The sequence below is a fragment of the Chitinimonas sp. BJYL2 genome, from assembly GCF_027257935.1.
In the GTDB taxonomy this organism is placed as follows: Bacteria; Pseudomonadota; Gammaproteobacteria; order Burkholderiales; family Chitinimonadaceae; genus Chitinimonas.
In genome coordinates this window covers 371,862-394,748 of the sequence record NZ_JANZKW010000002.1, presented here as the reverse complement: position 1 = coordinate 394,748, position 22,887 = coordinate 371,862, and the positions used below count along the sequence as shown (strand labels likewise).

20 protein-coding genes are annotated in these 22,887 nt (G+C 62.2%); 12 read left to right on the top strand and 8 right to left on the bottom strand.

From position 1 onward, the window contains the following. Window positions 1-34: 34 nt before the first annotated feature. The 6 genes from O9X62_RS07390 to hemP all read right to left on the bottom strand — a co-directional run bounded on the left by O9X62_RS07390 (window position 35) and on the right by hemP (window position 6,148). Window positions 35-841 (bottom strand): ABC transporter ATP-binding protein, encoded by an 807-nt coding sequence (locus O9X62_RS07390; protein WP_269532161.1) that lies wholly within the window; start codon window positions 839-841, stop codon window positions 35-37. Continuing rightward, window positions 838-1,848, bottom strand: a complete 1,011-nt coding sequence (locus O9X62_RS07385; protein WP_269532160.1) for an iron ABC transporter permease — start codon at window positions 1,846-1,848, stop codon at window positions 838-840. The genes O9X62_RS07390 and O9X62_RS07385 overlap by 4 nt, the downstream gene beginning before the upstream one ends. A gap of 1 nt (window position 1,849) precedes the next feature. After that, window positions 1,850-2,647 (bottom strand): hemin ABC transporter substrate-binding protein, encoded by a 798-nt coding sequence (locus tag O9X62_RS07380; protein ID WP_269532159.1) that lies wholly within the window; start codon window positions 2,645-2,647, stop codon window positions 1,850-1,852. After that, window positions 2,628-3,662: a hemin-degrading factor gene (locus O9X62_RS07375; protein WP_269532158.1), complete on the bottom strand. Its 1,035-nt coding sequence runs from the start codon at window positions 3,660-3,662 to the stop codon at window positions 2,628-2,630. Before O9X62_RS07375 ends, O9X62_RS07380 begins: the two co-directional genes overlap by 20 nt. Before the next feature lie 20 nt (window positions 3,663-3,682). Next, window positions 3,683-5,866: a TonB-dependent hemoglobin/transferrin/lactoferrin family receptor gene (locus O9X62_RS07370; RefSeq protein ID WP_269532157.1), complete on the bottom strand. Its 2,184-nt coding sequence runs from the start codon at window positions 5,864-5,866 to the stop codon at window positions 3,683-3,685. Window positions 5,867-5,989: 123 nt separating this feature from the next. Then, entirely contained in the window at window positions 5,990-6,148 is a 159-nt protein-coding gene (gene hemP, locus O9X62_RS07365) for a hemin uptake protein HemP (RefSeq protein WP_269532156.1), read from the bottom strand. A gap of 136 nt (window positions 6,149-6,284) precedes the next feature. On the opposite strand from hemP, the gene O9X62_RS07360 reads away from it, so the two are divergent. The 6 genes from O9X62_RS07360 (at window position 6,285) to O9X62_RS07335 (ending at window position 10,999) form a co-directional block, all read left to right on the top strand. Next, window positions 6,285-7,061: an enoyl-CoA hydratase gene (locus tag O9X62_RS07360; RefSeq protein WP_308446440.1), complete on the top strand. Its 777-nt coding sequence runs from the start codon at window positions 6,285-6,287 to the stop codon at window positions 7,059-7,061. Continuing rightward, entirely contained in the window at window positions 7,018-7,707 is a 690-nt protein-coding gene (locus O9X62_RS07355) for a hypothetical protein (RefSeq protein WP_269532155.1), read from the top strand. Before O9X62_RS07360 ends, O9X62_RS07355 begins: the two co-directional genes overlap by 44 nt. 27 nt (window positions 7,708-7,734) lie before the next feature. Continuing rightward, the gene (locus O9X62_RS07350) at window positions 7,735-8,814 is read left to right on the top strand and encodes an enoyl-CoA hydratase/isomerase family protein (protein ID WP_269532154.1); all 1,080 of its coding nucleotides are present in this window, start codon (window positions 7,735-7,737) and stop codon (window positions 8,812-8,814) included. An 8-nt stretch (window positions 8,815-8,822) separates the two neighbouring features. Then, window positions 8,823-9,338, top strand: coding sequence for a GNAT family N-acetyltransferase (locus O9X62_RS07345; protein WP_269532153.1), 516 nt, complete (start codon window positions 8,823-8,825; stop codon window positions 9,336-9,338). 157 nt (window positions 9,339-9,495) lie between these two features. Beyond that, window positions 9,496-10,239: a hypothetical protein gene (locus tag O9X62_RS07340; protein ID WP_269532152.1), complete on the top strand. Its 744-nt coding sequence runs from the start codon at window positions 9,496-9,498 to the stop codon at window positions 10,237-10,239. Window positions 10,240-10,336: 97 nt separating this feature from the next. Beyond that, entirely contained in the window at window positions 10,337-10,999 is a 663-nt protein-coding gene (locus O9X62_RS07335; protein ID WP_269532151.1) for a hypothetical protein, read from the top strand. Here the strand turns inward: O9X62_RS07335 and O9X62_RS07330 are convergent. Then, window positions 10,996-12,285, bottom strand: a complete 1,290-nt coding sequence (locus O9X62_RS07330; RefSeq protein WP_269532150.1) for an FAD-binding oxidoreductase — start codon at window positions 12,283-12,285, stop codon at window positions 10,996-10,998. The two genes, O9X62_RS07335 and O9X62_RS07330, sit on opposite strands and share 4 nt — an antisense overlap. Before the next feature lie 170 nt (window positions 12,286-12,455). Between O9X62_RS07330 and O9X62_RS07325 the strand changes: the two genes are divergently transcribed. The 5 genes from O9X62_RS07325 to O9X62_RS07305 all read left to right on the top strand — a co-directional run bounded on the left by O9X62_RS07325 (window position 12,456) and on the right by O9X62_RS07305 (window position 18,940). Beyond that, a complete protein-coding gene (locus tag O9X62_RS07325) occupies window positions 12,456-12,890 on the top strand; it encodes a nuclear transport factor 2 family protein (protein WP_269532149.1) in 435 nt (144 codons plus the stop codon). After that, window positions 12,887-13,363: a DUF6265 family protein gene (locus O9X62_RS07320; protein ID WP_269532148.1), complete on the top strand. Its 477-nt coding sequence runs from the start codon at window positions 12,887-12,889 to the stop codon at window positions 13,361-13,363. Before O9X62_RS07325 ends, O9X62_RS07320 begins: the two co-directional genes overlap by 4 nt. Window positions 13,364-13,506: 143 nt before the next feature. After that, window positions 13,507-14,466, top strand: coding sequence for an agmatinase (speB, locus tag O9X62_RS07315; RefSeq protein ID WP_269532147.1), 960 nt, complete (start codon window positions 13,507-13,509; stop codon window positions 14,464-14,466). A 624-nt stretch (window positions 14,467-15,090) separates the two neighbouring features. Then, window positions 15,091-17,511, top strand: coding sequence for a TonB-dependent receptor (locus tag O9X62_RS07310; protein ID WP_269532146.1), 2,421 nt, complete (start codon window positions 15,091-15,093; stop codon window positions 17,509-17,511). A 127-nt stretch (window positions 17,512-17,638) separates the two neighbouring features. Next, the gene (locus O9X62_RS07305; protein ID WP_269532145.1) at window positions 17,639-18,940 is read left to right on the top strand and encodes an alkaline phosphatase; all 1,302 of its coding nucleotides are present in this window, start codon (window positions 17,639-17,641) and stop codon (window positions 18,938-18,940) included. Window positions 18,941-18,998: 58 nt separating this feature from the next. Here O9X62_RS07305 and O9X62_RS07300 read toward each other — a convergent pair whose 3' ends face one another. Beyond that, the gene (locus O9X62_RS07300) at window positions 18,999-19,469 is read right to left on the bottom strand and encodes an Lrp/AsnC ligand binding domain-containing protein (protein ID WP_269532144.1); all 471 of its coding nucleotides are present in this window, start codon (window positions 19,467-19,469) and stop codon (window positions 18,999-19,001) included. A 253-nt stretch (window positions 19,470-19,722) separates the two neighbouring features. Here O9X62_RS07300 and putA point away from each other — a divergent pair, with 253 nt between their 5' ends. Continuing rightward, complete coding sequence (putA, locus tag O9X62_RS07295; RefSeq protein ID WP_269532143.1) at window positions 19,723-22,842, top strand: bifunctional proline dehydrogenase/L-glutamate gamma-semialdehyde dehydrogenase PutA; 3,120 nt, start codon at window positions 19,723-19,725, stop codon at window positions 22,840-22,842. Window positions 22,843-22,887: the final 45 nt, after the last annotated feature.

The window sequence follows — 22,887 nt, the reverse complement described above, 5'->3', positions numbered from 1 at the left end:
TGCGGGGGCTTTGTCATTGAGGAGGGCGTGCGAACTACGCGGCAGCTGCCGCCAGATGCCACCCACCCTGCGGATCGCGGCTCACGCGTATCGGCCATTCATAAGCGCTTGCCAGCAAATCCTCTCGCAGCACCGCCTCGGGTGGCCCCACCGTGACCAGTTTCCCGCCCGCCATCAACAGCAAATGATCGGCCCAGCGTGCGGCCTGTTCCAGATCGTGCAGGACCAGCACGATGCTGCGGCCCAGGCTGCGCTCCTGCCGCAGCAGGTGGAACAAGCGGGCTTGGTGCTTGAGATCGAGATGGTTGGTGGGCTCATCCAGCAGCCAGATCGGTGCGTCCTGCACTATCAGCCGGGCCAGGCCTGCGCGTTGGCGTTCGCCGCCTGAGAGTACCTGCCAGCGGCGGTCGGCCAGGTCGGTCAGGTCGAACTTGGCCAGTGCGGCATCGACGCGGGCGTGATCGGCCGCATCCGGGTTACCCTGGCCGCCCAGCATGGGGCGGCGGCCGAGCAGTACTACGTCGCGCAGGCTCAGCGGCAGATCGTCGGGCAGGAACTGGCCCAGCCAGCCTATGCGGCGGGCGCGTTGTTGCGGGTCCAGCCGGTCTACCGCATGGCCGTCGCCCAGGCGTACTGCGCCGCTGCTGGGAGATTGCAGGCCGGCGAGCAGGCGCAACAGCGTGCTTTTGCCTGCGCCGTTGGGGCCGACCAAGGCCGTGATGGCACCACCGGGCAGGCTGGTGTCGATGTGGCTCAGCAGGGTTTTGCGGCCCAGTTGCAGGCCCAGGCTGCGCAGCTGGAACGCGGGTGGGGCGATTTCGTGCTGGGCGGCGCGGTTCATGCGGGCTCCTTGGTGCGTAGTCGGAACAGCCAGACAAAGAACACCGGCCCGACAAAGCCGGCTAGCAAGCCGACGGGCAGGTTGATGGGGTAGGCGATGCCGCGGGCGAGGGTATCCATACCCAACAGGAACAGCGCGCCGTACAAGGCGGATACGGTAATCAGCTGGCGGCGGCTGCCACCCAGGATCAGCGCGCAGGCGTTGGGAATCATCATCCCCACAAAGCCGATGATGCCGGCGACCGATACGGCGGCGCCTACGGTGAGCGCAGCGCCGATAGCGGTGTAAAGCCGCACGCGCTGCACGCGCACGCCCAGGCTGGTGGCGGCTTCCTCGCCCAGCAGCAGGCAATCGAGATCACGCCCCAGTGCCAGCAGGATGACCATGCCGATCAGGGCAATGGGCGCGGCCCAGATCAGTGGTGCGCCGGTGCTGGCACCGAGCTGGCCGGCCAGCCAGGTCATGGCGCTGCGCAGGGTAAGATCGTCTGAGAGGAACAGCATCATGCCTGTGACTGCGCCGAACAGGCTGCCCAGCATCAGGCCCAGCAACAGCAGCCCCAGCGTGCCGCCACCCAAGCGTTGCGATAGCGCGAGCAGCATCCAGGTGGCCAGCAGGCCGCCGGCAAAGGCGGCCAAGGGTAGGGGCAGCCAGCTCCAGCCCATTGCCATGATGCCCACCACTGCCAGCGCTGCACCGCCCGAGGTGCCGATCAGACCGGGATCGGCCATCGGGTTGCGGAATAGCGCCTGCAAAGCGGCCCCGGCCGCCGACAAAGCCGCGCCCACCAACAGCGCAGCCATTACGCGCGGCAGGCGCAGGCCCTGCCAGAGCGGGTCTTGCCAATCAGGCCAGGCCCAGCCATCGCCCTGAAAACCCAGCGCGAACAGCGGCAGGCCGATGAACAGGAGTGCCAGCCCTAGCGGTGCCAAGCCCTTCAAACTGAGCGTGCCAACGATAGGGGCGCGGTGCCAAGCCGTGCGCAAGGTGCCAGTTCCGCTGCGCATATCAGTTGAGCAGGCCGCGCAGCTTGCGCACGGCGGCCGGGCTATCGAGGTTGATGGTAAAGAAGTCCTGCACCGGCACTTCCAGCACACGGCCGCTGCGGCCAGCCGGGGTGGACGCAATGTCGGCACGGCGTTTGAGCGCATCGAGCCCGCCATACACCGCACGGTTGTGTTCAGCGACCAAGATCAGATCGGGCGATAGCTTGGCCAGGGCTTCGGCATCAATCGGCTTGTAGCCTTCGATCTGGCCCGCAGCGTTGATGGCCCCGGCCGCACGGATCAGCGCGTCGGCCGGCGTGTTACGGCCGGCCATCGTGTTGCCCTCGTAGCTGATCAGCACGCGCCGGGCGATAGGCACGCCGGGCTGCATGGCGCCTTGCCATTCGTGTGCCAGTTTGTCGGCGGCGGGTTTGGCACCGGCAAGCTGGCCAACCTGGCGAATGATGGTGGCGTAGTCCTGACCATCGGCCCGCTCGCCTACCTTCACGGCACGGATACCCAAGCCTTGCAGCTGGGCCCAGATCGCGTCGGGCGTGGCCAGTGCGCTGCCTACTACCAAGGTGGGTTTGAGCCGGGCGATGGGTTCGGCGCTGAGCGAACGCGAACTGCCGATCTCGGGCGTTTGCGCCAGCGCTGGCAGCTTGGTGGCGCGATCGCGGCCCACTACCTCACCGGCCTTCCCAAGGGCGACAAGAATTTCGGCGACATCCGACGTGACCGCGACGATGCGCTCACCGGCCTGCGCGGGCAGCGCTATCGCCACCGCCAGCAACAAGGATTCAAGCAGCTTGGCGCGCATGCTCCACCTCCTTGCCCGGCAGGCTCAGCGCCAGTTCGGCCCAATCGCGCAGCTCCGGTCTGCCGGGTTTGCGTTCGCCAAAGAACTGCACAATCAGGCGGCCTTGCGCGTCGTAGCACTCCAGCGAGGTCACTTCGCCATCGCGCGTGGGTTTGCGTACCACGTAGGCGCGCGCCAGCAAATCAGTGCGCAGGTGCAGGTTGAAGCCGCTGTCGAGCACGTTGAGCCAAGGGCCCATCACCACAATGCGATGAACCGGGCCGGTATGGATTTGCAGGCAACCCTGATTGCCCGCAAACACCATGATGGGCAGGGCGCGGTCGGCTGCGGCATGCAGCAGGATGCCCACGGCATCGCGGCTTACCTCACGTGCATAGCCCACGGGTGCCAGCCGCAGCGCCTGCGTGTGGCTCACGGCGAACTTACGCAGCAGCGGAAAGAATTCGTGCGTGTCCTGCAACTGGCACCAGCCCTCGCGGAAGGCGGCGGCGTCGATGTCGGCGTCGGGTTTCTCGGCCGGCACGCTGCGTTCACGGTCGGGTTCGACCACGGCGTGGCTGCTGGCGTAGTGCTTGACCAGCTCATCAAAGGCCGCGCGGTGCGAGGTCTCGGTCAGGAAGACCTTGTGCACGGCTTCGCCATAGCGATCAAAGAACTGGATCGACGGTTTGTGGCTCGTCAGCGCAAAGCCATAGCGCCAGCTGTGCAGGAAGAAACGCAGGTCGATCTCCGGGTTCAGCGCCAGGCCGATATCGCCATCGATCTGCACATTGGCGTAGATGCCGGTCTTCTCGTGCACAGCGGCTTCGTTGCGCGTGAGCGTCATCACCGTGCCCAGCGATTCAAGCCGGCCGAGAATATCGGCCCACTTGGGGAACAGGGTGATGGAGGCCGGGTCGGCGGCGACCAGTTCGGCCTCGCTGACGCCGAGTTTGGCGGCGGCGTCGCGCGCGCGCAGCTTGGGTTCGGCGGCCTTGAGGTGCAGGTATTGCTGCCAGAGTGTGGTGGCGTTCATGAGCATGTCCTTGTGGGGAATCAGAAGCGGTAATCAAGGTGAATGCCGGCGTGGCGGCCGGGCTGGGTGTAGCGGTCCAGCACGGCGCTGCTGGCAGGCTGGCCTTTGACGTCGCTCCACAGCCAGTACTTCTTGTCGCCGAGGTTGTAGATGCCCGTGGTGAGGGTGAGATCGGGGCGCGGCATGTAGCGCAGCGAGAGGTCGATCACGCCGTATCCCGGTGCCTGCCAGACCGTGGCAGCACTCACCCGCGTCTTGCGTTTGGCACCCCGAACGGCCAGCGTGGCAGTCCAGTGATCGAGTCGGTAATCCGCGGCCAGGCTGCCCCGCAACGGGTCCAAGCTATCGAGCGGGGTGTGATCACCGAGTTTGGTGCCTCTGGCCCAAGACAAACCTGCGCGCAGGCTCAGTGCATCTTGCGGCGTCCAGCGCGTTTGCAGTTCCAGCCCTTCAATCCGAACCCGGGCGACGTTGCGCGACTGGAACTCCATGGCAATGCCGTTGGCGTTGGTATCCCGGGGCGACACCATGACGTTCTCGATGAAGTCGCGATAGCGGTGGTGAAACCCGGTGGCGGAGAACAGCAGGTCTGCACCCCGGTAGCGAGCGCCGATTTCTGCACCTTGGCTTCTTTCCGCCTTGAGGGCGGGATTGGGGAGGATTTCGTAGCCTTGCGCGGCATTGCTGAAGACCAGCATCGCATCGTCAAAGTTGGGCGCGCGAAATCCAGTGCCTGCTTGGGCAAAACCAGTCCAGCCCGTGGCTAGCGGCACACTCAGGCTCAGCCGTGGCGAGATGGCCGAGTCGCGATAGCGGCTCACCGTGTAGCTGCTGGGGTTGGCCGCAGCAAACAGGGCATCGGGGCGGGGGGTGAGCGTGAAGCGGTCGTAACGTAGCGAGGGCGTGAGTGAGATGCCGGATGCAAAGAGGATCTCATCCTGCACGAACAGGCCGAGTCGCTCGCTGTCGTTATCGGGAAATGTCTTCTGCGGGAAGACTTCGCCACCCACGACGTTAGTGCTGCTGCCATCGGCATTGCGCTGCAGGCGGTAACGGGGACGGCTGGTTTCGGTGCGCTGAGCTTCTGCACCCCAGACCAGCGTGTGCAGGGTATCGCCTTGGTCGAGGCGGTAGGTCATTTGCCCGTTCAGGCCTTGGCTGTCCTGCAGGAACCCCGATTGATTGGTTCGCAGCACGTTACCGCTACGCTGTTCGAGTGCGTATTCGCGGCTCTCACCGTGTTGGCTATGCAGATTGATGCGCGCGCCGACCAGGCCGCTGCCTTGGCGGGTGTAGTCATAGTGCAGGCTGGTACGCTGGCGCAATGCTTGGTCATTGGCGACCTGGGCCGTGATCGCGCCGGTACGGCTGGTGATCAGGTCGCTATCCTGTTCCCGGCTGAAGATATCGCGCGTCAGGCTGACGGTATGGCCGGGCGCGAGCTGCCAACCCAGCTTGGCGAGCACGGCGTCGCTTTGCCATTGCTGCGGGTTCGGCCGGGTTCGGCTGGCATCCAGGCTGCTGCGGTCGCCCCGATTGTCGGTTTCCTCCCCGTGGCGCGCGGTGTAGGCGAGTACGGCAGACAGCTCCCCAGCTTGCCATCCATGGGCTGCGCCCAGTTTGTAGCTGGCATCGGCGGCATGAAATCCGCTGCTGAATCGCCCACCGCGTTCACGCCCTGGCTGGAGCAGATCGGCGGCTTCCAGTGTGCGGTAGGCTACGACGCCACCGATTGCGTCTGCCCCATAAAGGCCGGAGTAGGGGCCTTTGGCAATCTCGATGGCTGACAAGGTATCGAGTTCGACCATGTCGCGACCGGAGATCGGCGCGCCGCCACCCTGGTACAGCGCCGGCAGGGCGATACCGTCGATCTGCATCAGGACCCGGTTACCCTCGATACCCCGGAGGTTGATGCTGCCTATGCCGCGCCTCGCCGGATCGCGATTGACGCTGACACCGGGTTCATCATCCAGCACGGTCTGCAGGTTGCGGGCGCTGGCCGCGTCGTTGGCGTCGCCGGGCAGTACGCTGATGTTCGGGGCTACCTCGTCTGCGGCCTTGGATAGCCGGGTTGCCGTGATGGAGACCGGCGGCAAGTCGCTGACGCCTGCCGGTGTGGCGCTTTCCAGCGCTTGGGTTGTCAGGGGAAGAGCCGCGAGCAGGGTTGCGAGCGGAGTCAGGGAAAGGTGCTTCAAGCCAGTCATAGCCAGTGAATCCAGAAAAAGGCCCCGCCAGCCTGTGGCGGGGCGGAAATCTTGGCTGGCTGGGCGAACTAATTGCCTGGCTGGCTACGTCATGGAAAGGGTGTTGCCGGGTGAGCCTTGGGCTTACTTGGTGAGGATCAGTTTGCCGTTGCGCGTCAGCCGTAGGCGGTAGGTTTCCTCCCGGTGCCGTATCACGACTTCATTGCGCTGCCCCAACAGGGCCTGGGCGTCCAGCACGGCGGGAGTGGGAGCAGGGCTGGGTGTGGGTTTCGTCGTACTCATGAAGTTAATGATAATGGTTATCATTATTAAATTGCAAGCATGCCGGTGCGCCGGCTGAGTGACGTTAAGGTAAAGCGATTCCGATCGTTGCTTGGCAGTGCTATCGTGTGGCCGACATCATGAATGGAGAGCCCCTGTGAGCGCCTTGTTGAGCTTGGAACGTATCGGCCATACGGCTTTGATCACCATGCAGAACCCGCCCGCCAATACCTGGACGGAAGAGAGCCTGCCCGCCCTGCAGGCGATGGTCGAGCAACTGAACGCTGACCCCGAGGTCTATGCAATCGTGCTGACCGGGCAAGGCCCCAAGTTCTTTAGTGCGGGTGCCGACCTGAATGTATTTGCCGATGGTGACAAGGCGCGTGCCCGCCGGATGATCACTTTCTTTGGCCGCGCGTTCGAGACGCTGGCGCAGTTCCGAGGCGTGAGCATTGCCGCCATCAATGGCTATGCCATGGGCGGCGGACTGGAAGCCGCGCTCGCCTGCGATATCCGGATTGCCGAAGAACACGCCGTGATGGCGCTGCCTGAAGCTGCCGTGGGCCTGCTGCCCGGCGGCTTGGGTACGCAGCACCTGCCTTGGCTGGTGGGCGAGGGCTGGGCTAAACGCATGATCCTGTGTGGTGAGCGCGTGGATGCACGAACCGCATTGCAGATTGGTCTGGTGGAAGAAGTGGTGGCTACGGGTGAGGCCAAGGCCAAGGCGCTGGAATTGGCCGAAAAGGTGGCCAAGCAGAGCCCGTCCTCCGTCGCAGCCTGCAAGACGCTGATCCAGGCAGCGCGCAAGCAGCCAATGTGGAGCGCCATGCCCATGGAGCGTGAGCTGTTTGTGGACCTGTTCGATACCGAAGACCAGCAGGAGGGTGTGCGTGCGTTCCTGGAAAAGCGCCCTCCCGTCTGGAAGAACCGCTGAAACGCTGATCAGGCTGCTGGTCGGCGTTTGGGTGCTGCTGGCAGCCGCCGCACTGGCGGCCGATTACACGCCGGAGCATTTCCCGCCTGCCGGCGCCTTGGGCGTGGTCAGCCTGCCAGCGTTGCAGCAATGGCGGGAACGCGGCGGGCCGGCGGGCCGGGTGACCGTGTATGCCGTACCGGACAAGCAGGCACCCGCGGAGCTTGTTAAGGTTGACGCCTTGCGTTACCTGGAAACCGCCTACGAAGCCGCGGACCTGCTGGTGTTTGCGCGCCGGCATGGCTGGCTTGGTTTGCTGCGCGTGGGTACCAGCAAGCCGATTCTGTGGATGCCTCATCAGGCCGGGCAGTCGTTCCGCGCCATCGGGGAACTCCTCGGCAAGGATCAGCTCAACCGGTTTGGCCCTGACTGGTCGCGCCAGCTTTCCAGCCGTGCTGGCACCCAAGCCGACATATCGGTGCAAGCCGATCAGCTTGAGCCCGAGATTCTTGATCGCCGCCGGATACACGGCCAATGGTGGTTCCGCGTCAGGCTGGTATCCAGCCCCTGCGCGGCCGAGCCGCACCCTGCCGGGCCCACGGGCTGGCTGCCGCTGATCGACTCCCGTGGCCGCTACCAGCTCTGGCAGTACACTCGCGGCTGTTGATCCTTTGACCTGATTGCGCTTTTTGCCATGACCGATTCTGTCCTCTTTGAACTGCGCCCCACCGCCAATGGCCGCCAGATTGCCGTGGCCACCCTGAATGCCGAAAAGTCGCTCAATGCGCTGTCGCTGCCGATGATCCGGCTGCTGAACGAGCGCTTGGGTGCCTGGCGCGACGATCCCAAGATCATCTGCGTGCTCTTGCAGGGCGCGGGCGAGAAGGCGTTCTGTGCGGGTGGTGATGTAGTCGCCATGCATCAGGCCATTCGTGAAGGCGATTTCTCCAAGACCGATGCGTTCTTCCGCGAGGAGTACGCGCTCGATTACCTGATCCACACTTACCCCAAGCCGGTCTTGGCCTGGGGGCACGGGATCGTGATGGGCGGCGGCCTGGGTCTGCTTGCCGGTGCTAGTCACCGCGTGGTGACCGAGCGCTCGCGCATTGCCATGCCCGAAATCACCATTGGCCTGTATCCCGATGTGGGCGGGTCGTGGTTCCTGAACCGTTTGCCCGGGAAAGTCGGCCTCTATCTGGGCCTGACCGGTGCGTCGCTCAACGCGGCGGATGCGCTGTTCTTGGGCTTGGCCGATATCAGCCTGCCGGCCAGTGCGCGCACGCATCTGCCGGGCTTGCTGTCCACGCTGGAGTGGTCGGGCGATAGCGACGCCAACCGCCGCATCCTCTCGCGTGCGCTGCGCGATCTGGCGGCCAATGCGTCGGTGGAACTGGCTCCGTCGGAAGTACGCGCGCGCTGGGATGCCATCCGCGCGCTGACCGATTACGACAGCGTGGACGATATGGTCGAGGTGATCACGCGCTACCAAGGCAGTGACGACTGGCTGCGCCAAGGCGCACAAAAGCTGGCCAGCGGCTCGCCAACATCGATCCGTTTGATTGCTGAAACCCAGCGCCGCGCCAAGCATATGTCGCTGCGCGAAGTCTTCGATATGGAACTGGCCGTATCGTGCCAATGCTGCCGCCACCCCGATTTTGCCGAGGGCGTGCGCGCGCTGCTGGTAGATAAAGATGGCAAGCCGGCGTGGTCACCTGCGGCGTTGCACGCTGTCAGCAGCGACTACATTGCCGGTTTCTTTGTGCAGCCGGTTTGAGTTTGGATATGTACTGGATCACGACCGCACGTCTGCAACTGCGCCGCTGGCAAGCGGCCGATCTCGATGCTTTCTGCGCGTTGACTGCCAACCCGCAAATCATGCACTGGGTGGGTGATGGTCAGCCGCTGGATCGCGAAACCACGGCGCGCTGGATCAACCGCGCCAACAGCAACGCAGACCGCTGGGGCTACGGCACGCATGCCGTGGTGGATGCCGCCAGTGGCACCGTTATCGGCTGGGCAGGTCTTAACCACAACGACTATGCCCCCGAACCGGATGTGGCCGAGATCATCTACGCACTGGCTCCATCGCACTGGGGGCAAGGTCTGGCAACGGAGCTGGCCCAGGCGATGATTGCTTGGGCTTGGCACAACAGTGGCCTGAGCGCCATGGTTGCCACCATTGATCCGGCCAATGCCGCCTCGATTGCCATGATGGGCAAGCTCGGCTTTACCCACGTGGAAGATGCGGTGGATGAGGACGGCTTGCCCGAAGCACGTTTCCGCCTGAATAAGCCCTGAGCCGTCTCTGGCCAACCCTTTCTGGCTGGCAATGGCAATGCTTACGTCATATCTGCTCGCACGGCGCAGTCTGCCCCCATTATCATGCTGGCGACGACAAATGAACTCCGGCTCATTGGCCAGGAGTCGGTTCGATAATGCATAGGAGGCATTCCAGATGAATTTGCTGCGTACCTTGAGCTTGGCCTTATGTCTTTGTCTGTCGGCGACTGCGCTGGCCAACCCGCTACCGGCGTTTGTGTATAAGTCATATGCTTTTGCCGAGGATTCCGACGAGCGCATTTCCAGACTGATCGAGCAGGCTTCGCACCTTGCCTACCCCTCGCCACAGCAGGCAAGACCCATGGTGGTCGATGCCCTGAAGCTGGCTCACGAAGGCGCCGATCTTGGCGAGTATGACTACCTGTATGCCCAGTATCTGCTGATCAAGACCAGCTTCAGCGGCCCGGAGTCGTCCACGCTCGCAGCGGGCACGGAAGCCGATTACCTCAAGGTATCCAGTCAGCTGTTCACGCGCCTGGATCAGGAGGGCAAGGTAGGCGATTGGGTGTTTACACCCGCGGGCAAGCTGCGTATCGAAGCCTTTGTCTTTGCCGGCAATGCTTTGGCGTGGGACCTCTACGAAAAAGCCAAAGGAAATCGCGCCCAGCTGGAAAAGGCGCTGGAGATCATCGAGAAAGTAACGGATCACGCGGACGACCCGGTCTATTACTTTTCCTTTGATACCCAGGTTCGCATCCTGTTGGCCTTGGGCAAGACCGACGACGCCTACACGCTGGTACGCGCCGTGCTGACCGAAGACCCGGATTTCAAAGACTTTGCCGACATCAAGGTACTGCCGGCCTATCAGGCGTGGGTCGAGAAAAATCCACTCAAGGATGATACCGCCCAACCAGCCTGAGCCAACTCGGCCCCCGCTTGTCTGATAAATGCTGGTGGCGCTCAAGCGCTGCCGACATCTGTCGATACTGTACTCACGCGCAAGCGGAGACAGGAAAATGACAACAAACATTACGCAAGCCGGCCAACGTGCCGCTAACGCTGTCCAGACCGGGACAGCAGCTGCTTCGTCACGCGCCGCAGCAGGCGCTGGCGCAGCGACATCGGCTGACAAACCCGCCGACGAGTCCACCGTGGTTAAGCTGGGTCAAGCAGACGGTGATACCGCCGTTTACGAAAACCCCCGTGCCCGGCTGGCCAAGGAGCTGCCTGACTTGTCCACCATGCTCGAAGAGTCGGAGCGCCAGGTGGGCGAGTTCATGCAGTTCCTGCGCGGTCTGATCGACGGGCAGGGCTTGGAATGGTCCAAGGTCGTCAAGGGCGAGCAGCAACTGAGTGCGCCAGCGGAAGAGATCGAGGCTGCCAAGGCTGCCATTGCAGAAGATGGTGAGTGGGGCGTACGCAAGACCGCTGAGCGCATACTGAGTTTTGCCCTGTATGCGAGTGGTGGTGATGCCAGCCAGATCGAACGCATTCGCGCGGCCGTGCAGCAGGGCTTTGACGAGGCAACGGCGGTATGGGGAGGTGAACTACCCCAGATCAGCCGCGATACCCATAAAGCCATCATGGATGAGCTGGATCGCTGGGCTGCCGAAGGCGTGCCGGCCGGGCCGCAGGTCACCCTGGCCAAGCCGGCCGCCGCGAGCGAAGCAGCCGCCTAGAAATAGTCCCGCAAGCGGAACCAGGCCATGCCCAGTACCAGACTGGGCATGCGCAGCAGCTTGCCGCCGGGGAAGGGTAGATGCGGGATCTTGCCGAACAAGTCCAGCCGCTCGTTCTGCCGGGCAATCGCCTCGGCAATCACTTTGCCCGCCAAACCCGTCACCGCTACGCCGTGCCCAGAAAAACCCTGGCAGAAGTACACGTCGGGCGACAACCGGCCCCAGTGTGGCGCGCGGCTCATGGTGATATCCACAAAGCCCCCCCAAGCGTGGTCGATTTTTACATCGGCCAGCTGCGGGAACACGCGCAGCATATCGGCGCGCATGGCGTCCTTCAGATTGGGTGGTGGCAGACCCGAATAGCTGACCTTGCCGCCAAACAGCAGGCGGTGATCGGCCGTGAGCCGGTAATAGTCGAGCACGAACTGCGTATCGCATACGGCAAAGTTGGATTTGATCAGTGCTTTGGCGCGGGCCTCACCCAGTGGCTCGGTGGTGATGACATAGGTGCCGACGGGCATGATCTTGTCGCCCAGGCCAGGCACCAGATCACCCATGTTCACATTGGCCGCCAGCACAACCTGCTTGCAACTGACTGTGCCCGTGTCGGTGACCACTCTGGGCGGCGTACCCTGATCAACGCGGGTAACCGGCGTGTTTTCAAAGATGCGTACACCGGCAGCTTGTGCCGCGCGAGCCAGACCCAAGGCGTACTTGAGCGGGTGGATGTGACCACCCAATGTATCGAGAAGGCCACCACAGTAACGCGGGCTATCGAGTTCGGCGCGTAGCGCGGTTTGGTCCAGCAGCGTGTAGTGCCGGTAGCCAAAGCGGCGTTCAGCCTCATCCTTCCATGCAACCAGCTCATCGAACTTGCGCGGTTTTACTGCGGCCAGGGCATGGCCGCGTACCCAGTCGCAATCGATCTGATGGCGGCGGACACGCTCGTCGAGTATCTCCACGGCCTCCAGCGACATGTCCCACATCACGCGTGCGTGCTCATCGCCCACCGCCTTGCTGATGGTGTCCATATCGCAGGCGTAACCATTGATCACCTGCCCGCCATTGCGGCCCGAAGCGCCGTGGCTGATGCGCGAGCCCTCCAGCAGCACGACCGAGAAACCGCGCTCGGCGAGATTGAGCGCGGCCGACAAACCCGCTAGTCCGCCACCCACTACGCACACATCGGCATCGGTACTGCCATCCAGTGCCGGCCACGCGGGGATATCGGGCGTGCTGGCAACGTAATAAGAGTCGATATGGGCTTGGCGCTGGTACTTGAGCATGATGACCTGAAACGGGCGAATGAACCGGTGCGACGCTAGCACTGTTGAAAATGCTTTACAAGCCGTTGTGGATATCGCACAACAGCCGGTTATACAGTCACTAAACTGGCAAGACAAATCCCCACTGGAGCACGATGATGACACGCTGTCTTTATTCGGTTCTGTTCGCCATGAGCACGCTTGTTACCCATGCCGCGCCAGTTGATCTGGCCGCGCTTAGCCGTCAGGTCGCAGACACGGAACGCGCATTCGCAAAAACCATGGCAGATCGCGATCACGCTGCATTCACCCGGTATCTGGCTGATGAAGCTGTCTTCTTTGGTGGCGGGGGCAAAGTGTTGCGTGGCAAGGCGGCGGTCGCTGCAGCTTGGCAAGGCTTCTACCAGGGGCCCACCCCGCCATTCTCTTGGGAGCCGGATAGTGTGGAAGTCCTGGAAAGCGGCACGCTGGCCCACAGTAGCGGCCCCGTACGTGACCCGAGCGGGAAGCTAATCGCGCGCTTCAACTCGGTTTGGCGGCTTGTCTCGCCGGGCGTATGGCAGATCGTTTTCGATAAGGGGACCGAGGTCTGCTCCTGTGCGGCAAGTAAGGATGCAGGGCAATGAAGCGCCTCGGCTGGGTATGCTTGTCCCTACTTTGCTTGAGCGTCAGCGCCAGTGAGCCCCCGCGCGTGAAGGCCGAAGAGCTGGCTTGGCTGGCCGGCTGCTGGCGGCAGTCCGCCGCGGAATCCGGGTCGGTCGAGGTGTGGACCTTACCCGCTGCAGGCACCTTGCTGGGTGTGTCGCGTACCGTTCGCCAGGGGCAGTTGCGCGAGTTCGAATTCATGCGCATCCACACCCTGAACGATGCACTGCATTACACGGCTCAGCCCTCCGGCCGAGATGAAACGCATTTCAAACTGATATCCGGCCACGCCAAGGCACTGGTTTTTGAGAATCCCCACCATGATTTTCCTCAGCGGGTTCTCTATACCCTGCAGGCCGACGGTGGTTTGCTGGCGCGCATTGAGGGCTCGCTGCAAGGAAAGCCCCGTGCGCGTGATTTCCCCATGCAAAGGGTGAAGTGCGAAGCCAATTGATCAAGTTGCCGGATTGGCAAGATGTCCTTGAATAGTTCATCCCTGTACGCCAGTACAAGACCGAAGATAAGCTGTTGCTACTGTTTCCTGCTCGCCACGCAGTCCAGCGCTGGCGCAGGTAATGGCCTGATGATGAGATGGTTATGAACGAAACAATTTACGGCGATGGCGCAATGCGCCGCACCAGCCTGTATGGCACCAATCCCGAGAATACCTACGCCGGCGTACTGAGCTTTCTGCGTCGTCGCTACACCCGTGACCTGACCGGTGCGGATGTTGTTGTCAGCGGCATCCCGCTGGACCTTGCCGTCACTTTCCGTCCTGGTGCCCGCCTGGGGCCGGCGGCTGTGCGTGCCGCCAGTGTGCAACTGGCCGAACTCAAACCGTATCCATGGGGCTTTGATCCCTTTGAAGACCTGGCTGTGATCGATTACGGCGATTGCTGGTTTGACGCCCATAACCCGCTCACCATTACCCCCACCATCATCGAGCACGCCCGCACCATTCTCGCCAGCGGCGCCAAGATGCTGACGTTGGGTGGCGACCATTACATCACTTATCCGCTGCTCAAGGCCCACGTTGAAAAATATGGTCAGCCACTGAGCCTGATCCACTTCGATGCCCACTGTGATACCTGGCCCGACGACAGCCCGGACAGCCTCAATCACGGCACCATGTTCTACAAGGCCATCAAGGAAGGCCTCATCGATCCCAAACGCTCCGTGCAAATCGGCATCCGTACCTGGAACGATGATTTCATGGGTATGAACGTGCTGGATGCTGCCTGGGTGCATGAGCACGGTGCACAGGCAACCTTGCAGCGCATTCTGGAGATTGTGGGTCAGCAGCCGACTTACCTGACTTTCGATATCGATTGCCTGGACCCCGCATTTGCACCTGGCACTGGCACGCCGGTAGCGGGTGGGCTCAGCTCCGCGCAGGCGCTGCATATCATCCGTGGCATGGGCCCGGTCAATCTGATCGGCATGGACGTGGTGGAGGTGTCGCCGCCGTTTGATCAGAGTGAACTCACAGCCATTGCCGCAGCCCATATCGCGACGGATATGCTGTGCGTACTGCGTAATCAGAAACTGGGCAAGTAAGCCCGACGGGCCGGCGGGGCGGGCTCTACCACGCCGCCCGCCAACCTTGCCACGACGCCGCATAAGCGCTGTTTCAGCGAACCTCGCTCTGCCCAAGCTCCCCATCCCGATTCAACGCTCGCCTACCGGTTCTGCGTAGGCTGCTGGGCATTGACCCTGGCTCAACGCCCACGACCCCTGTCTTTGGCATCCCCGTCGTTCCACCGAGACCAGAACTCGCCTGTCTTGGCATGCCGCCCAAGAATGGGGTGGCTGCACACCATTCTGGTGCAATTGCTCGATGATTGGACACCGTTCAGGGTGTTGCGAATTCGCCAGACTGGGGAAAACCCTGCCATGCCTTGCTGCACAAGGCCTGTAGCAAAGCCCTGCCACAACTGGCCTTGTTTTTGCCTGTAGCGTGTAGTAATCGTGTTACAGCCATGTAATAAAACATTTGCATGAGTGTCATGCAGGCGGTGTAGTCTCCGCGCCTTCGTGACCCAGCAGGTCACGTTTTGGCTGGCAGATTGTGTGGCACGGGAAACCCCCTGTCGTCGCGATAGCGCTGGATCGCCACGGCCAACTCTTCAACCCCTAAGTCGTGGATGCCCACCCGGAAGGCATACCACACGGAGTGAACGCATGAACTTCAAGCAAACCCCGCTGGCCATCCTGATCGCCAGCCTCTCGATCGGTGCCTACGCTGCTGATGCCGAGGGCGAAGAAAACCCGCAAAGCATCAAGATCGAAGGCAAGGGCGTGTTCGCCGGCGGCAAAATGGTTTACGAAGAAGCCGCCCGCGCTCGCGCCACGGTGACCAAGTTCGCCATCGAAGAGAAGGCCGCCACCTCCAACGCTTACCAGCTGATTGACAAGCTGCCCGGCGTGAACGCCCACTCGCAGGATGCCACCGGCCTGTTCGGCGGTTCGCTGACCATCCGCGGCTTCACTGCAGGCCAGCTGGGTTTCACCGTTGATGGCGCGCCCGTCAATGACTCGGGTAGCTACGATGTGTACCCGCAAGAGTACGTGGACTCCGAAAACCTTGAAGAAATCTACGTGACCCAAGGCACCACCGATAACGACGCCCCGCACATCGGCGCGACCGGCGGTAACGTGGGTCTGGTGTCGCAGAAGCCTTCGAACAAGTTCCGCGCCAAGTTTGCTCAGACCGTGGGTGGCCTGAACATGTACAAGACTTACGCCCGTGTTGATACCGGTGCGCTGGGTCCGGTCAAGTCGTACTTCTCGTTCTCGCAGTCCGAGGCCGACAAGTGGCGCGGCAAGGGTGGTGCTGAGCGCTTCCACTTTGACGCAAAGAGTGTTGCTGCATTCGGCGCTGGTCACAGCGTGACCGCTGGTTTCATTTACAACAAGGCCGAGAACCACTTCCTGCGTCGTGCCCGCAAGTCGGATTGGCAAGCTAACCGCTACTACGATTACACCACGACCTTCCCTGGCCGCATCATCAATGCTGGCAAGGCCGATAACGAGAGCAGCCTGACCAACTTCTACGAGTTGAATGGCAACCCGTTTGAAAACTATATCGCTACGGTCAAAGCTAACTTCAAGCTGAGCGATAAGGTCCGTCTCGAGATCGATCCGTACTTCTGGTACGGCTACGGTGGTGGTTCGGGTGGCACGACGCTGGCTGAGTCCAGCTTCACCACCGGTGGCCGCGACCTGAATGGCGATGGCGACAAGCTCGATAGCGTGCTGGTTTACGCCATCTCCAAGACCGTCACCAACCGTCCAGGTGTGACGACTCGCCTGAACTGGGAATTGAACGGCCACAAGCTGATGGCCGCGTTCTGGTACGAGCAGGCATCGCATCGCCAGACACGTCCCCACGTGCTGGTGGATGCTGCTGGCCGTCCTACCGATCCCTGGGCTGAGAATGTCATCCTGCGCAACGATGGCCAGGTATACAACGGTCAGTCCGGTGGCCTGGATCGTAACTGGAAGACCGAAACCACCGTGAGCCAGTTCACCCTGCAAGACGCTTTCTCCATCGGTGATCGCTGGTCCTTCTTGGCCGGTGTCCGTACCCCGGATACCGAGCGCAAGGGTATTACCTACGGTGCACGTTCGGAGACGCAGCAGGCTGCATTCTTGACGGCCCGTGGCGCCACCGAAAGCGTGAGCGTGACGCGCAACTGGAACAAGGTGCTGCCGAATGTCTCCGCCAAGTTCGCGATTGATGACCGCAGCCATGCCTTCGTCGCACTGTCGAAGAACTTCCGCACGCCTGCCAACTTCATCCTGTATGAACTGATCCAGGATCAGACCAATACGGATGCCGCCAAGCGCAATCGTGATCTGGCACCTGAGCAGTCGTTCAACGTGGATATCGGTTACCGTTATCAGGGCGACCGCTTCAACTTCAACGGTTCCGTGTTCCATGTGGACTTCAAAGATCGTCAGGCTCAGCGTCTGGATGATGACGGCAGCCGCCGCAACTACAACGTGGGCGACACCACCAAGGATGGTTTCGAACTGGAATTTGGTACCAGCGCACGTAATGGCTTCTCTGTCTATGGTTCGGCCAGCTATATCCGTGAAAAGCTCAACGATGACTTCGTTCAGTTTGTTGGTACCACCAATGCGAGCGGTACGGTCCGCGCTGCGCAAGTAGCGCTGCCTACGGCTGGCAAGACCATGACCGACACGCCCAAGTGGACATTGGGTGCGGGCACCAGCTACAGCAAGGGCCGCGCAAGCATCGGTCTGGGTGCCAAGTACACCGGCAAGCGTTACGGTGACCTGATGAACCAGGAATCCGTACCGTCCATGACCGTCTGGGATCTGAACGCAGCCTACAAGTTTGCTAACCTAGGCATGATCAAGAAGCCGACGCTGCGTCTGGCCGTGGCTAACCTGTTCGACAAGAACTATCTGGGCGGCATCCCCAGCACCCAGATCAACGCGGCTACGCTGACGGAAAGCCAGTTGCGCGTGATTGATCGCGGCACGCAGGCCACGATCTCGGTCGGTGGTTCCGCTCCGAACTACGACATCGGTGCCCCACGCTTCTCCAGCATCCAGTTCAGCGCCGAATTCTGATCGCTGATTGTTTGATGGTTGTCGTGTAAGCAAAACGGCGGGTCTATTCCCGCCGTTTTGCTTTTTGACTGGTTAATTTGAAGGATGCACCATGCGTTGCCTGATACCTGTGTTTGCGGCGTTGCTGATGTTGACCGCCCAAGCCGTCGAGCTGATTGCCGGCCCGATGGCCGGGCCACCCACCATGCGGGGCGTGACGCTCTGGCTTCAAGCCGATGCTGAAGCGCGCGCCAGTATCGAATACTGGCCCGAGGCGTCACCCAATGCCCGTCGGCGCAGCGCTGCCATGGCGCTCAAGGCCGATGAGCAGTTTGTGGGCAAGGTCACGCTATTCGGGCTGGAGCCGGGTCGTCGTTATGGTTACCGGGTTTTGCTGAACGACAAACCGGCCAGCAAGGCGACTTTTGCGTTTGCCACGCAGGTACTCTGGCAATGGCGCAAGGATGCGCCGGACTTCACGCTGCAGGCGGGCTCCTGCAACTTTGGCAATGAGCCCGGCTATGACCGCCCCGGCAAACCCTATGGCGACCGGCATCTGAGCATTTTCAGCACCATGGCGGCACAGAAGCCGGATCTGACACTGTGGCTGGGCGATAACCTGTATTTCCGCGAAGTGGATTACAGCAGCCCCGAAGGCATGGCCTATCGTTGGCAGCGTGATCGCTCGCAGGGTTACCTGCAGCCCGCCTTGCAGGTGGGTGCCCATGCGGCGATCTGGGATGACCATGATTACGGCCCGAATGACGCCAACAAGAGCTTTGTGTTCAAGGGCGAGGCGCTCAAGCTGCAGCAGCGTTATTGGGCGAATCCGGCCTATGGCTTGCCCGAAACGCCGGGCGCGTTCACGACGTTCAGCTTCAATGACGTGGACTTCTTCCTGCTGGATAACCGTACTTACCGAGACGATCCCCGCATGCCACCCAGCCCGGACAAAGCCATGTTCGGCCCTTCACAGATGGCTTGGCTGAAGAACGCACTGCTGCAGTCCACTGCGCCATTCAAGATCATTGCCGGTGGCTCGCAAATGCTCAACAAGGGGGAGCGCGGGGACTCCTGGGCCGACTATCCGGCCGAGCGCGATGATTTCCTGCGTTTCTTGCAGGACACGCGGGTGGACGGTGTGATGTTCATGTCCGGTGATGTGCACCGCAGCGAGCTGATCCGCAAAACGCGCGAGGGGATGTACCCGTTGCATGACCTCACCTGCTCGGCACTGACGTCGGGGGTCTACCGCGATGAAAAGCTGCTGGAGCGTCCCGATCTGGTGCCGGGTACTTTGGTGATGGGTGAGCGTAACTTCTGTCAGCTGCGGTTCGAGGGCGGCAAGGCGAATCGTCAGGCAGTCGTGCGCGTGCTCAACGATCTGGGCGAGGTGAAGTTCGAGCATGTCATTACGGCCCAGTCGCTCAAAGCGCCCAAGGCCAAATAACAGGCTGCTTGCTGAAACACTGCCTGGCTTGATCTAGGAGCAGGCATCAAGGCTGGAATCAGGGCGCGATGGGAATCGCGCCCGATTCTTTTACGGCATCCATCACCGCATAGGTGTGCGTCTCGCGCACGCCGGGCAGGCCCAGCAGGGTGCCGGCCAGAAAATCACGGTAGGCCTTCATGTCGCGTACGCGGGCTTTGATCAGGTAATCAAAGCCACCGGCGACCAGATGGCATTCCTGCACCTCGGGTCTGTCCATTACCGCCACCCGGAAGCGCTCGAACACTTCGGGCGTGGTGCGATCCAGCAGCACTTCCACAAACACCAGCAAACCAGCATCGAGCAGCTCGGGGTTCAGCCTTGCGCCGTAGCCGAGGATGTAGCCATCGCGCGTCAGCCGCTTGACCCGTTCAAGGCAGGCGGTGGGCGAGAGGCCAATCTTGCGTGCAAGGTCTACATTGGCAATGCGGCCGTCGTCTTGCAGTTCGCGGAGGATCTTGCGGTCTATGCGGTCAATTTCGCTGGTCATTGGTGCAATGTTTTGCTGAAGTGGATTTGACTGGATTTTATCCGGTATGGGTGGTCAAAAATAGCGGCACATTTGGCGTTGTCATCAGTACGATGCACGCCGTTCTGTAGTGAGCCAGACCACGGCTCGGCAGCAGAGAGGAGGGCGGCGCACCACAAGTGCGTGGTGACTTACCCGGTCCGCCCGCAATGACACGTCCCGCATGGCCGATCCGGCCTTGCGGGCATCATGACAAGGTGGAAGGCATGCACCCATGAACCCGACCCCGCTCTACGGCGATCTGCCAAATAGCCTGCCCGCATTTGCCGGCATCCGCCAAAACCTGTTCCGCGATGAAGCCGAAGCCGTCCAGAGCCTGCTGCCCTTGGCGCGGCTTGATGAGCAGGCCGAAAAAGCCGTGTATGTGCGCACGCTGTCGCTAGCACAGGGTGTACGCCAGGCCGCCGGTAACAATCATTTCGAAGCCTTCCTGCAAAGCTACGGCCTAGGCAGCGAAGAAGGCGTGGCGCTGATGGCGCTGGCCGAAGCGCTGCTGCGCATTCCCGATACCAATACCCAGGACGCGCTGATCCGCGACCTGCTCGAAGACCGCGACTGGCGTCGCTCGCAGACCGCCACCTGGCTGGTCAGCGCCGCCAGCCGTGCGCTCACGTTTACCGATAGCTGGATCGACGCCTCCGAAGGCCGCCACTGGTTTGACCGCCTGCTGCGCAAGCTCGGCGAGCCGGTGCTGCGCACGGCGCTGAAGACCGGCATGAAGGTGATGGCCGGCCATTTCGTCGTAGGTGAGACCATTGCCGAGGCGATCAACAACGCCGACAAGCGCTGGCGCTATTCCTACGACATGCTCGGCGAAGCCGCGCTGACCAACGCCGATGCCGAGGCCTACTTCCGCGCCTACCATGAGGCGATTGCCGAGTTGGGCAGCCGCCCCGATCCGCAAACCGGCTTTGCGCGCCAGTCGATCTCCGTCAAGCTCTCGGCCATCCACCCGCGTTACGAGTTTGCGCAGATTGATCGCGTGCAGACCGAGCTGTATGCGCGTCTGCTCGATCTGGCCCAAGCGGCCGCCAAGGCAGACCTGGTGTTCAGCATTGATGCCGAAGAAAGCGAGCGGCTGGAATTGTCGCTATGGCTGTATGAACGCCTGATCCGCGAACCCAGCCTCAAGGGTTGGCAGGGTCTGGGTCTGGTTGTTCAGGCCTATCAAAAGCGCGCGCCGTTCGTGATTGATTGGCTGGCCGAGCTGGCTGCCGATACCGGCCGCGTGCTGCCGATCCGTCTGGTGAAGGGTGCTTACTGGGATAGCGAAATCAAGCGCGCCCAGCAGAACGGCCTGCCGGGTTACCCGGTCTACACGCGCAAGCACCATACCGATGTGGCCTACCTGGCCTGTGCCCGCAAGCTGCTCAACTACGGCCCTACGCGCTTCTACCCGCAGTTTGCCAGCCACAACGCGCAAACCCTGAGCTGGATTGTGGAGGCCACGCGCGGCCGCACCACCGAGTTCGAAATCCAGCGTCTGCACGGCATGGGCGAAGCACTGCACGAGCTGATCCACGAGCGCGAAGGCATTGCCAGCCGCGTCTATGCGCCAGTGGGCCGCTTCCATGCGCTGCTGCCTTATCTGGTGCGCCGCCTGCTGGAAAACGGCGCGAACTCTTCCTTCGTGCACCAGCTGGCTGATACCAGCGTGCCGGTCGAGTCGATTGCCGACAACCCCTCACTCAGCGTGGCCAAACAGCCCGTGACCCCCGGCGTGAAGCCGCCCGCCGATGTATTTGCGCCCCGCCGCAACAGCCAAGGATTTGCCATGACCGATGTGACCGCACTCGAACCGCTGCGCCAACAACTGGCTGCACTCGAAACCCGCGCTTTCCACGCTGCGCCGATTGTTGGCGGCCAACGCCTTGATGGCACCGCCACGCCGCGCATGAGCCCGATCAACCTGCAAAAGCAGATTGGCACCCAGGTGGGCAGCGATGCCGCCGCCGTGGCCCGTGCGCTGGATCTGGCCGATGCAGCTCATGATGACTGGGCCGCCACGCCGGTGAACGAACGCGCCAAGCTGCTCGACAAAGCCGCCGATCTGCTCGAAGCGCGCCAGGACGAGTTCCTCTGGCTGCTGAGTCGCGAAGCTGGCAAGACACTCAGCGATGGCTTGGGCGAGCTGCGCGAAGCCGTGGACTACCTGCGTTTCTACGCCAACGAAGCCCGCCGCCTGATGGGCCACGCGATTGCGCTGCCGGGCGTGACAGGTGAGTCGAACGAGCTGCGCCTCACCGGCCGTGGTGTGTTCGTGGCGATTGCACCGTGGAACTTCCCGTTGGCGATCTTCCTGGGCCAGGTTGCCGCCGCGTTGGCTGCCGGCAACAGTGTGATTGCCAAGCCTTCGCGCCGCACGCCGCTGATCGGCATGCGTGCGATTGAAGCGCTGCTGAACGCCGGCATTCCCGGCGATGTGCTGCACTATCTGCCGGGCGAATCGGGCGGCCTCTCTGACAAGCTGCTGGGCGATGCACGCGTATCGGGCGTGGCGTTCACCGGCTCGACCAGCGCTGCCTGGAAAATCAACCGCACATTGGCGGCGCGTGATTCATCGATTGCCGCGCTGATCGCCGAAACTGGTGGCCTCAACGCCATGATTGCCGACAGCTCGGCCCATGTGGAACAGCTGATCATCGACGTACTCGCCAGTGCCTTCAATTCGGCCGGCCAGCGCTGCTCGGCACTGCGCATCCTGCTGGTGCAGGACGACATCGCCGACATGGTGATCGAGCGCCTGGGTGCTGCCATGCAGGAACTGCGTCTGGGCGATCCGCTGCAACTGGCCAACGATATCGGCCCCGTGATCGACACGCTGTCGCAGCGTGATCTGCAAGCCTATTGCGACAAACTCAGAACCAGCGCACGTCTGGTTGCCACCACGCCGGTACCGGCTGAACTGGCCAGCGGCTGCTTCTTTGCCCCGCACGCCTTCGAGGTGAGCCTCGATACGCTGCCCACGTCCGAGACCTTTGGCCCGGTGTTGCATATCGCCCGTTTCAAGGGCGAGGACATGGCCGATGCGATCAAGCGCGTCAACGCGCTGGGTTTTGGCCTGACGATGGGGGTGCACACCCGTCTGGACAGCACCGTGGAGCTGGTGCGCAAGCTGGCCAAGGTGGGCAATCTGTATATCAACCGCAACCAGATCGGCGCGGTGGTGGGCTCGCAACCCTTTGGTGGCGAAGGCCTCAGCGGTACCGGCTTCAAGGCCGGTGGCCCGCACTACCTGCTGCGTTTTGCATCGGAGCGCACGGTCACCATCAACACGGCGGCCGTCGGTGGTAACGTCAAGCTGATGGCCGGCGGTGAGGCCGAGCCGGCCTGAGTTCGTCACTTTGTGTTGCAAGCCAAGGCCCGCTGCCCAAGCGGG

Bases quoted from the DNA above. Each gene is read 5' to 3' on its own strand.
- putA (WP_269532143.1), top strand. From the start codon at position 19,723: ATGAACCCGACCCCGCTCTACGGCGATCTGCCAAATAGCCTGCCCGCA.
- O9X62_RS07345 (WP_269532153.1), top strand. From the start codon at position 8,823: ATGTACTGGATCACGACCGCACGTCTGCAACTGCGCCGCTGGCAAGCG.
- O9X62_RS07310 (WP_269532146.1), top strand. From the start codon at position 15,091: ATGAACTTCAAGCAAACCCCGCTGGCCATCCTGATCGCCAGCCTCTCG.
- O9X62_RS07320 (WP_269532148.1), top strand. From the start codon at position 12,887: ATGAAGCGCCTCGGCTGGGTATGCTTGTCCCTACTTTGCTTGAGCGTC.
- hemP (WP_269532156.1), bottom strand. From the start codon at position 6,148: ATGAGTACGACGAAACCCACACCCAGCCCTGCTCCCACTCCCGCCGTG.
- O9X62_RS07390 (WP_269532161.1), bottom strand. From the start codon at position 841: ATGAACCGCGCCGCCCAGCACGAAATCGCCCCACCCGCGTTCCAGCTG.
- O9X62_RS07340 (WP_269532152.1), top strand. From the start codon at position 9,496: ATGAATTTGCTGCGTACCTTGAGCTTGGCCTTATGTCTTTGTCTGTCG.
- O9X62_RS07335 (WP_269532151.1), top strand. From the start codon at position 10,337: ATGACAACAAACATTACGCAAGCCGGCCAACGTGCCGCTAACGCTGTC.
- O9X62_RS07350 (WP_269532154.1), top strand. From the start codon at position 7,735: ATGACCGATTCTGTCCTCTTTGAACTGCGCCCCACCGCCAATGGCCGC.
- O9X62_RS07330 (WP_269532150.1), bottom strand. From the start codon at position 12,285: ATGCTCAAGTACCAGCGCCAAGCCCATATCGACTCTTATTACGTTGCC.
- O9X62_RS07380 (WP_269532159.1), bottom strand. From the start codon at position 2,647: ATGCGCGCCAAGCTGCTTGAATCCTTGTTGCTGGCGGTGGCGATAGCG.
- O9X62_RS07325 (WP_269532149.1), top strand. From the start codon at position 12,456: ATGAGCACGCTTGTTACCCATGCCGCGCCAGTTGATCTGGCCGCGCTT.
- O9X62_RS07370 (WP_269532157.1), bottom strand. From the start codon at position 5,866: ATGACTGGCTTGAAGCACCTTTCCCTGACTCCGCTCGCAACCCTGCTC.
- O9X62_RS07375 (WP_269532158.1), bottom strand. From the start codon at position 3,662: ATGAACGCCACCACACTCTGGCAGCAATACCTGCACCTCAAGGCCGCC.
- O9X62_RS07305 (WP_269532145.1), top strand. From the start codon at position 17,639: ATGTTGACCGCCCAAGCCGTCGAGCTGATTGCCGGCCCGATGGCCGGG.
- speB (WP_269532147.1), top strand. From the start codon at position 13,507: ATGAACGAAACAATTTACGGCGATGGCGCAATGCGCCGCACCAGCCTG.
- O9X62_RS07385 (WP_269532160.1), bottom strand. From the start codon at position 1,848: ATGCGCAGCGGAACTGGCACCTTGCGCACGGCTTGGCACCGCGCCCCT.
- O9X62_RS07300 (WP_269532144.1), bottom strand. From the start codon at position 19,469: ATGACCAGCGAAATTGACCGCATAGACCGCAAGATCCTCCGCGAACTG.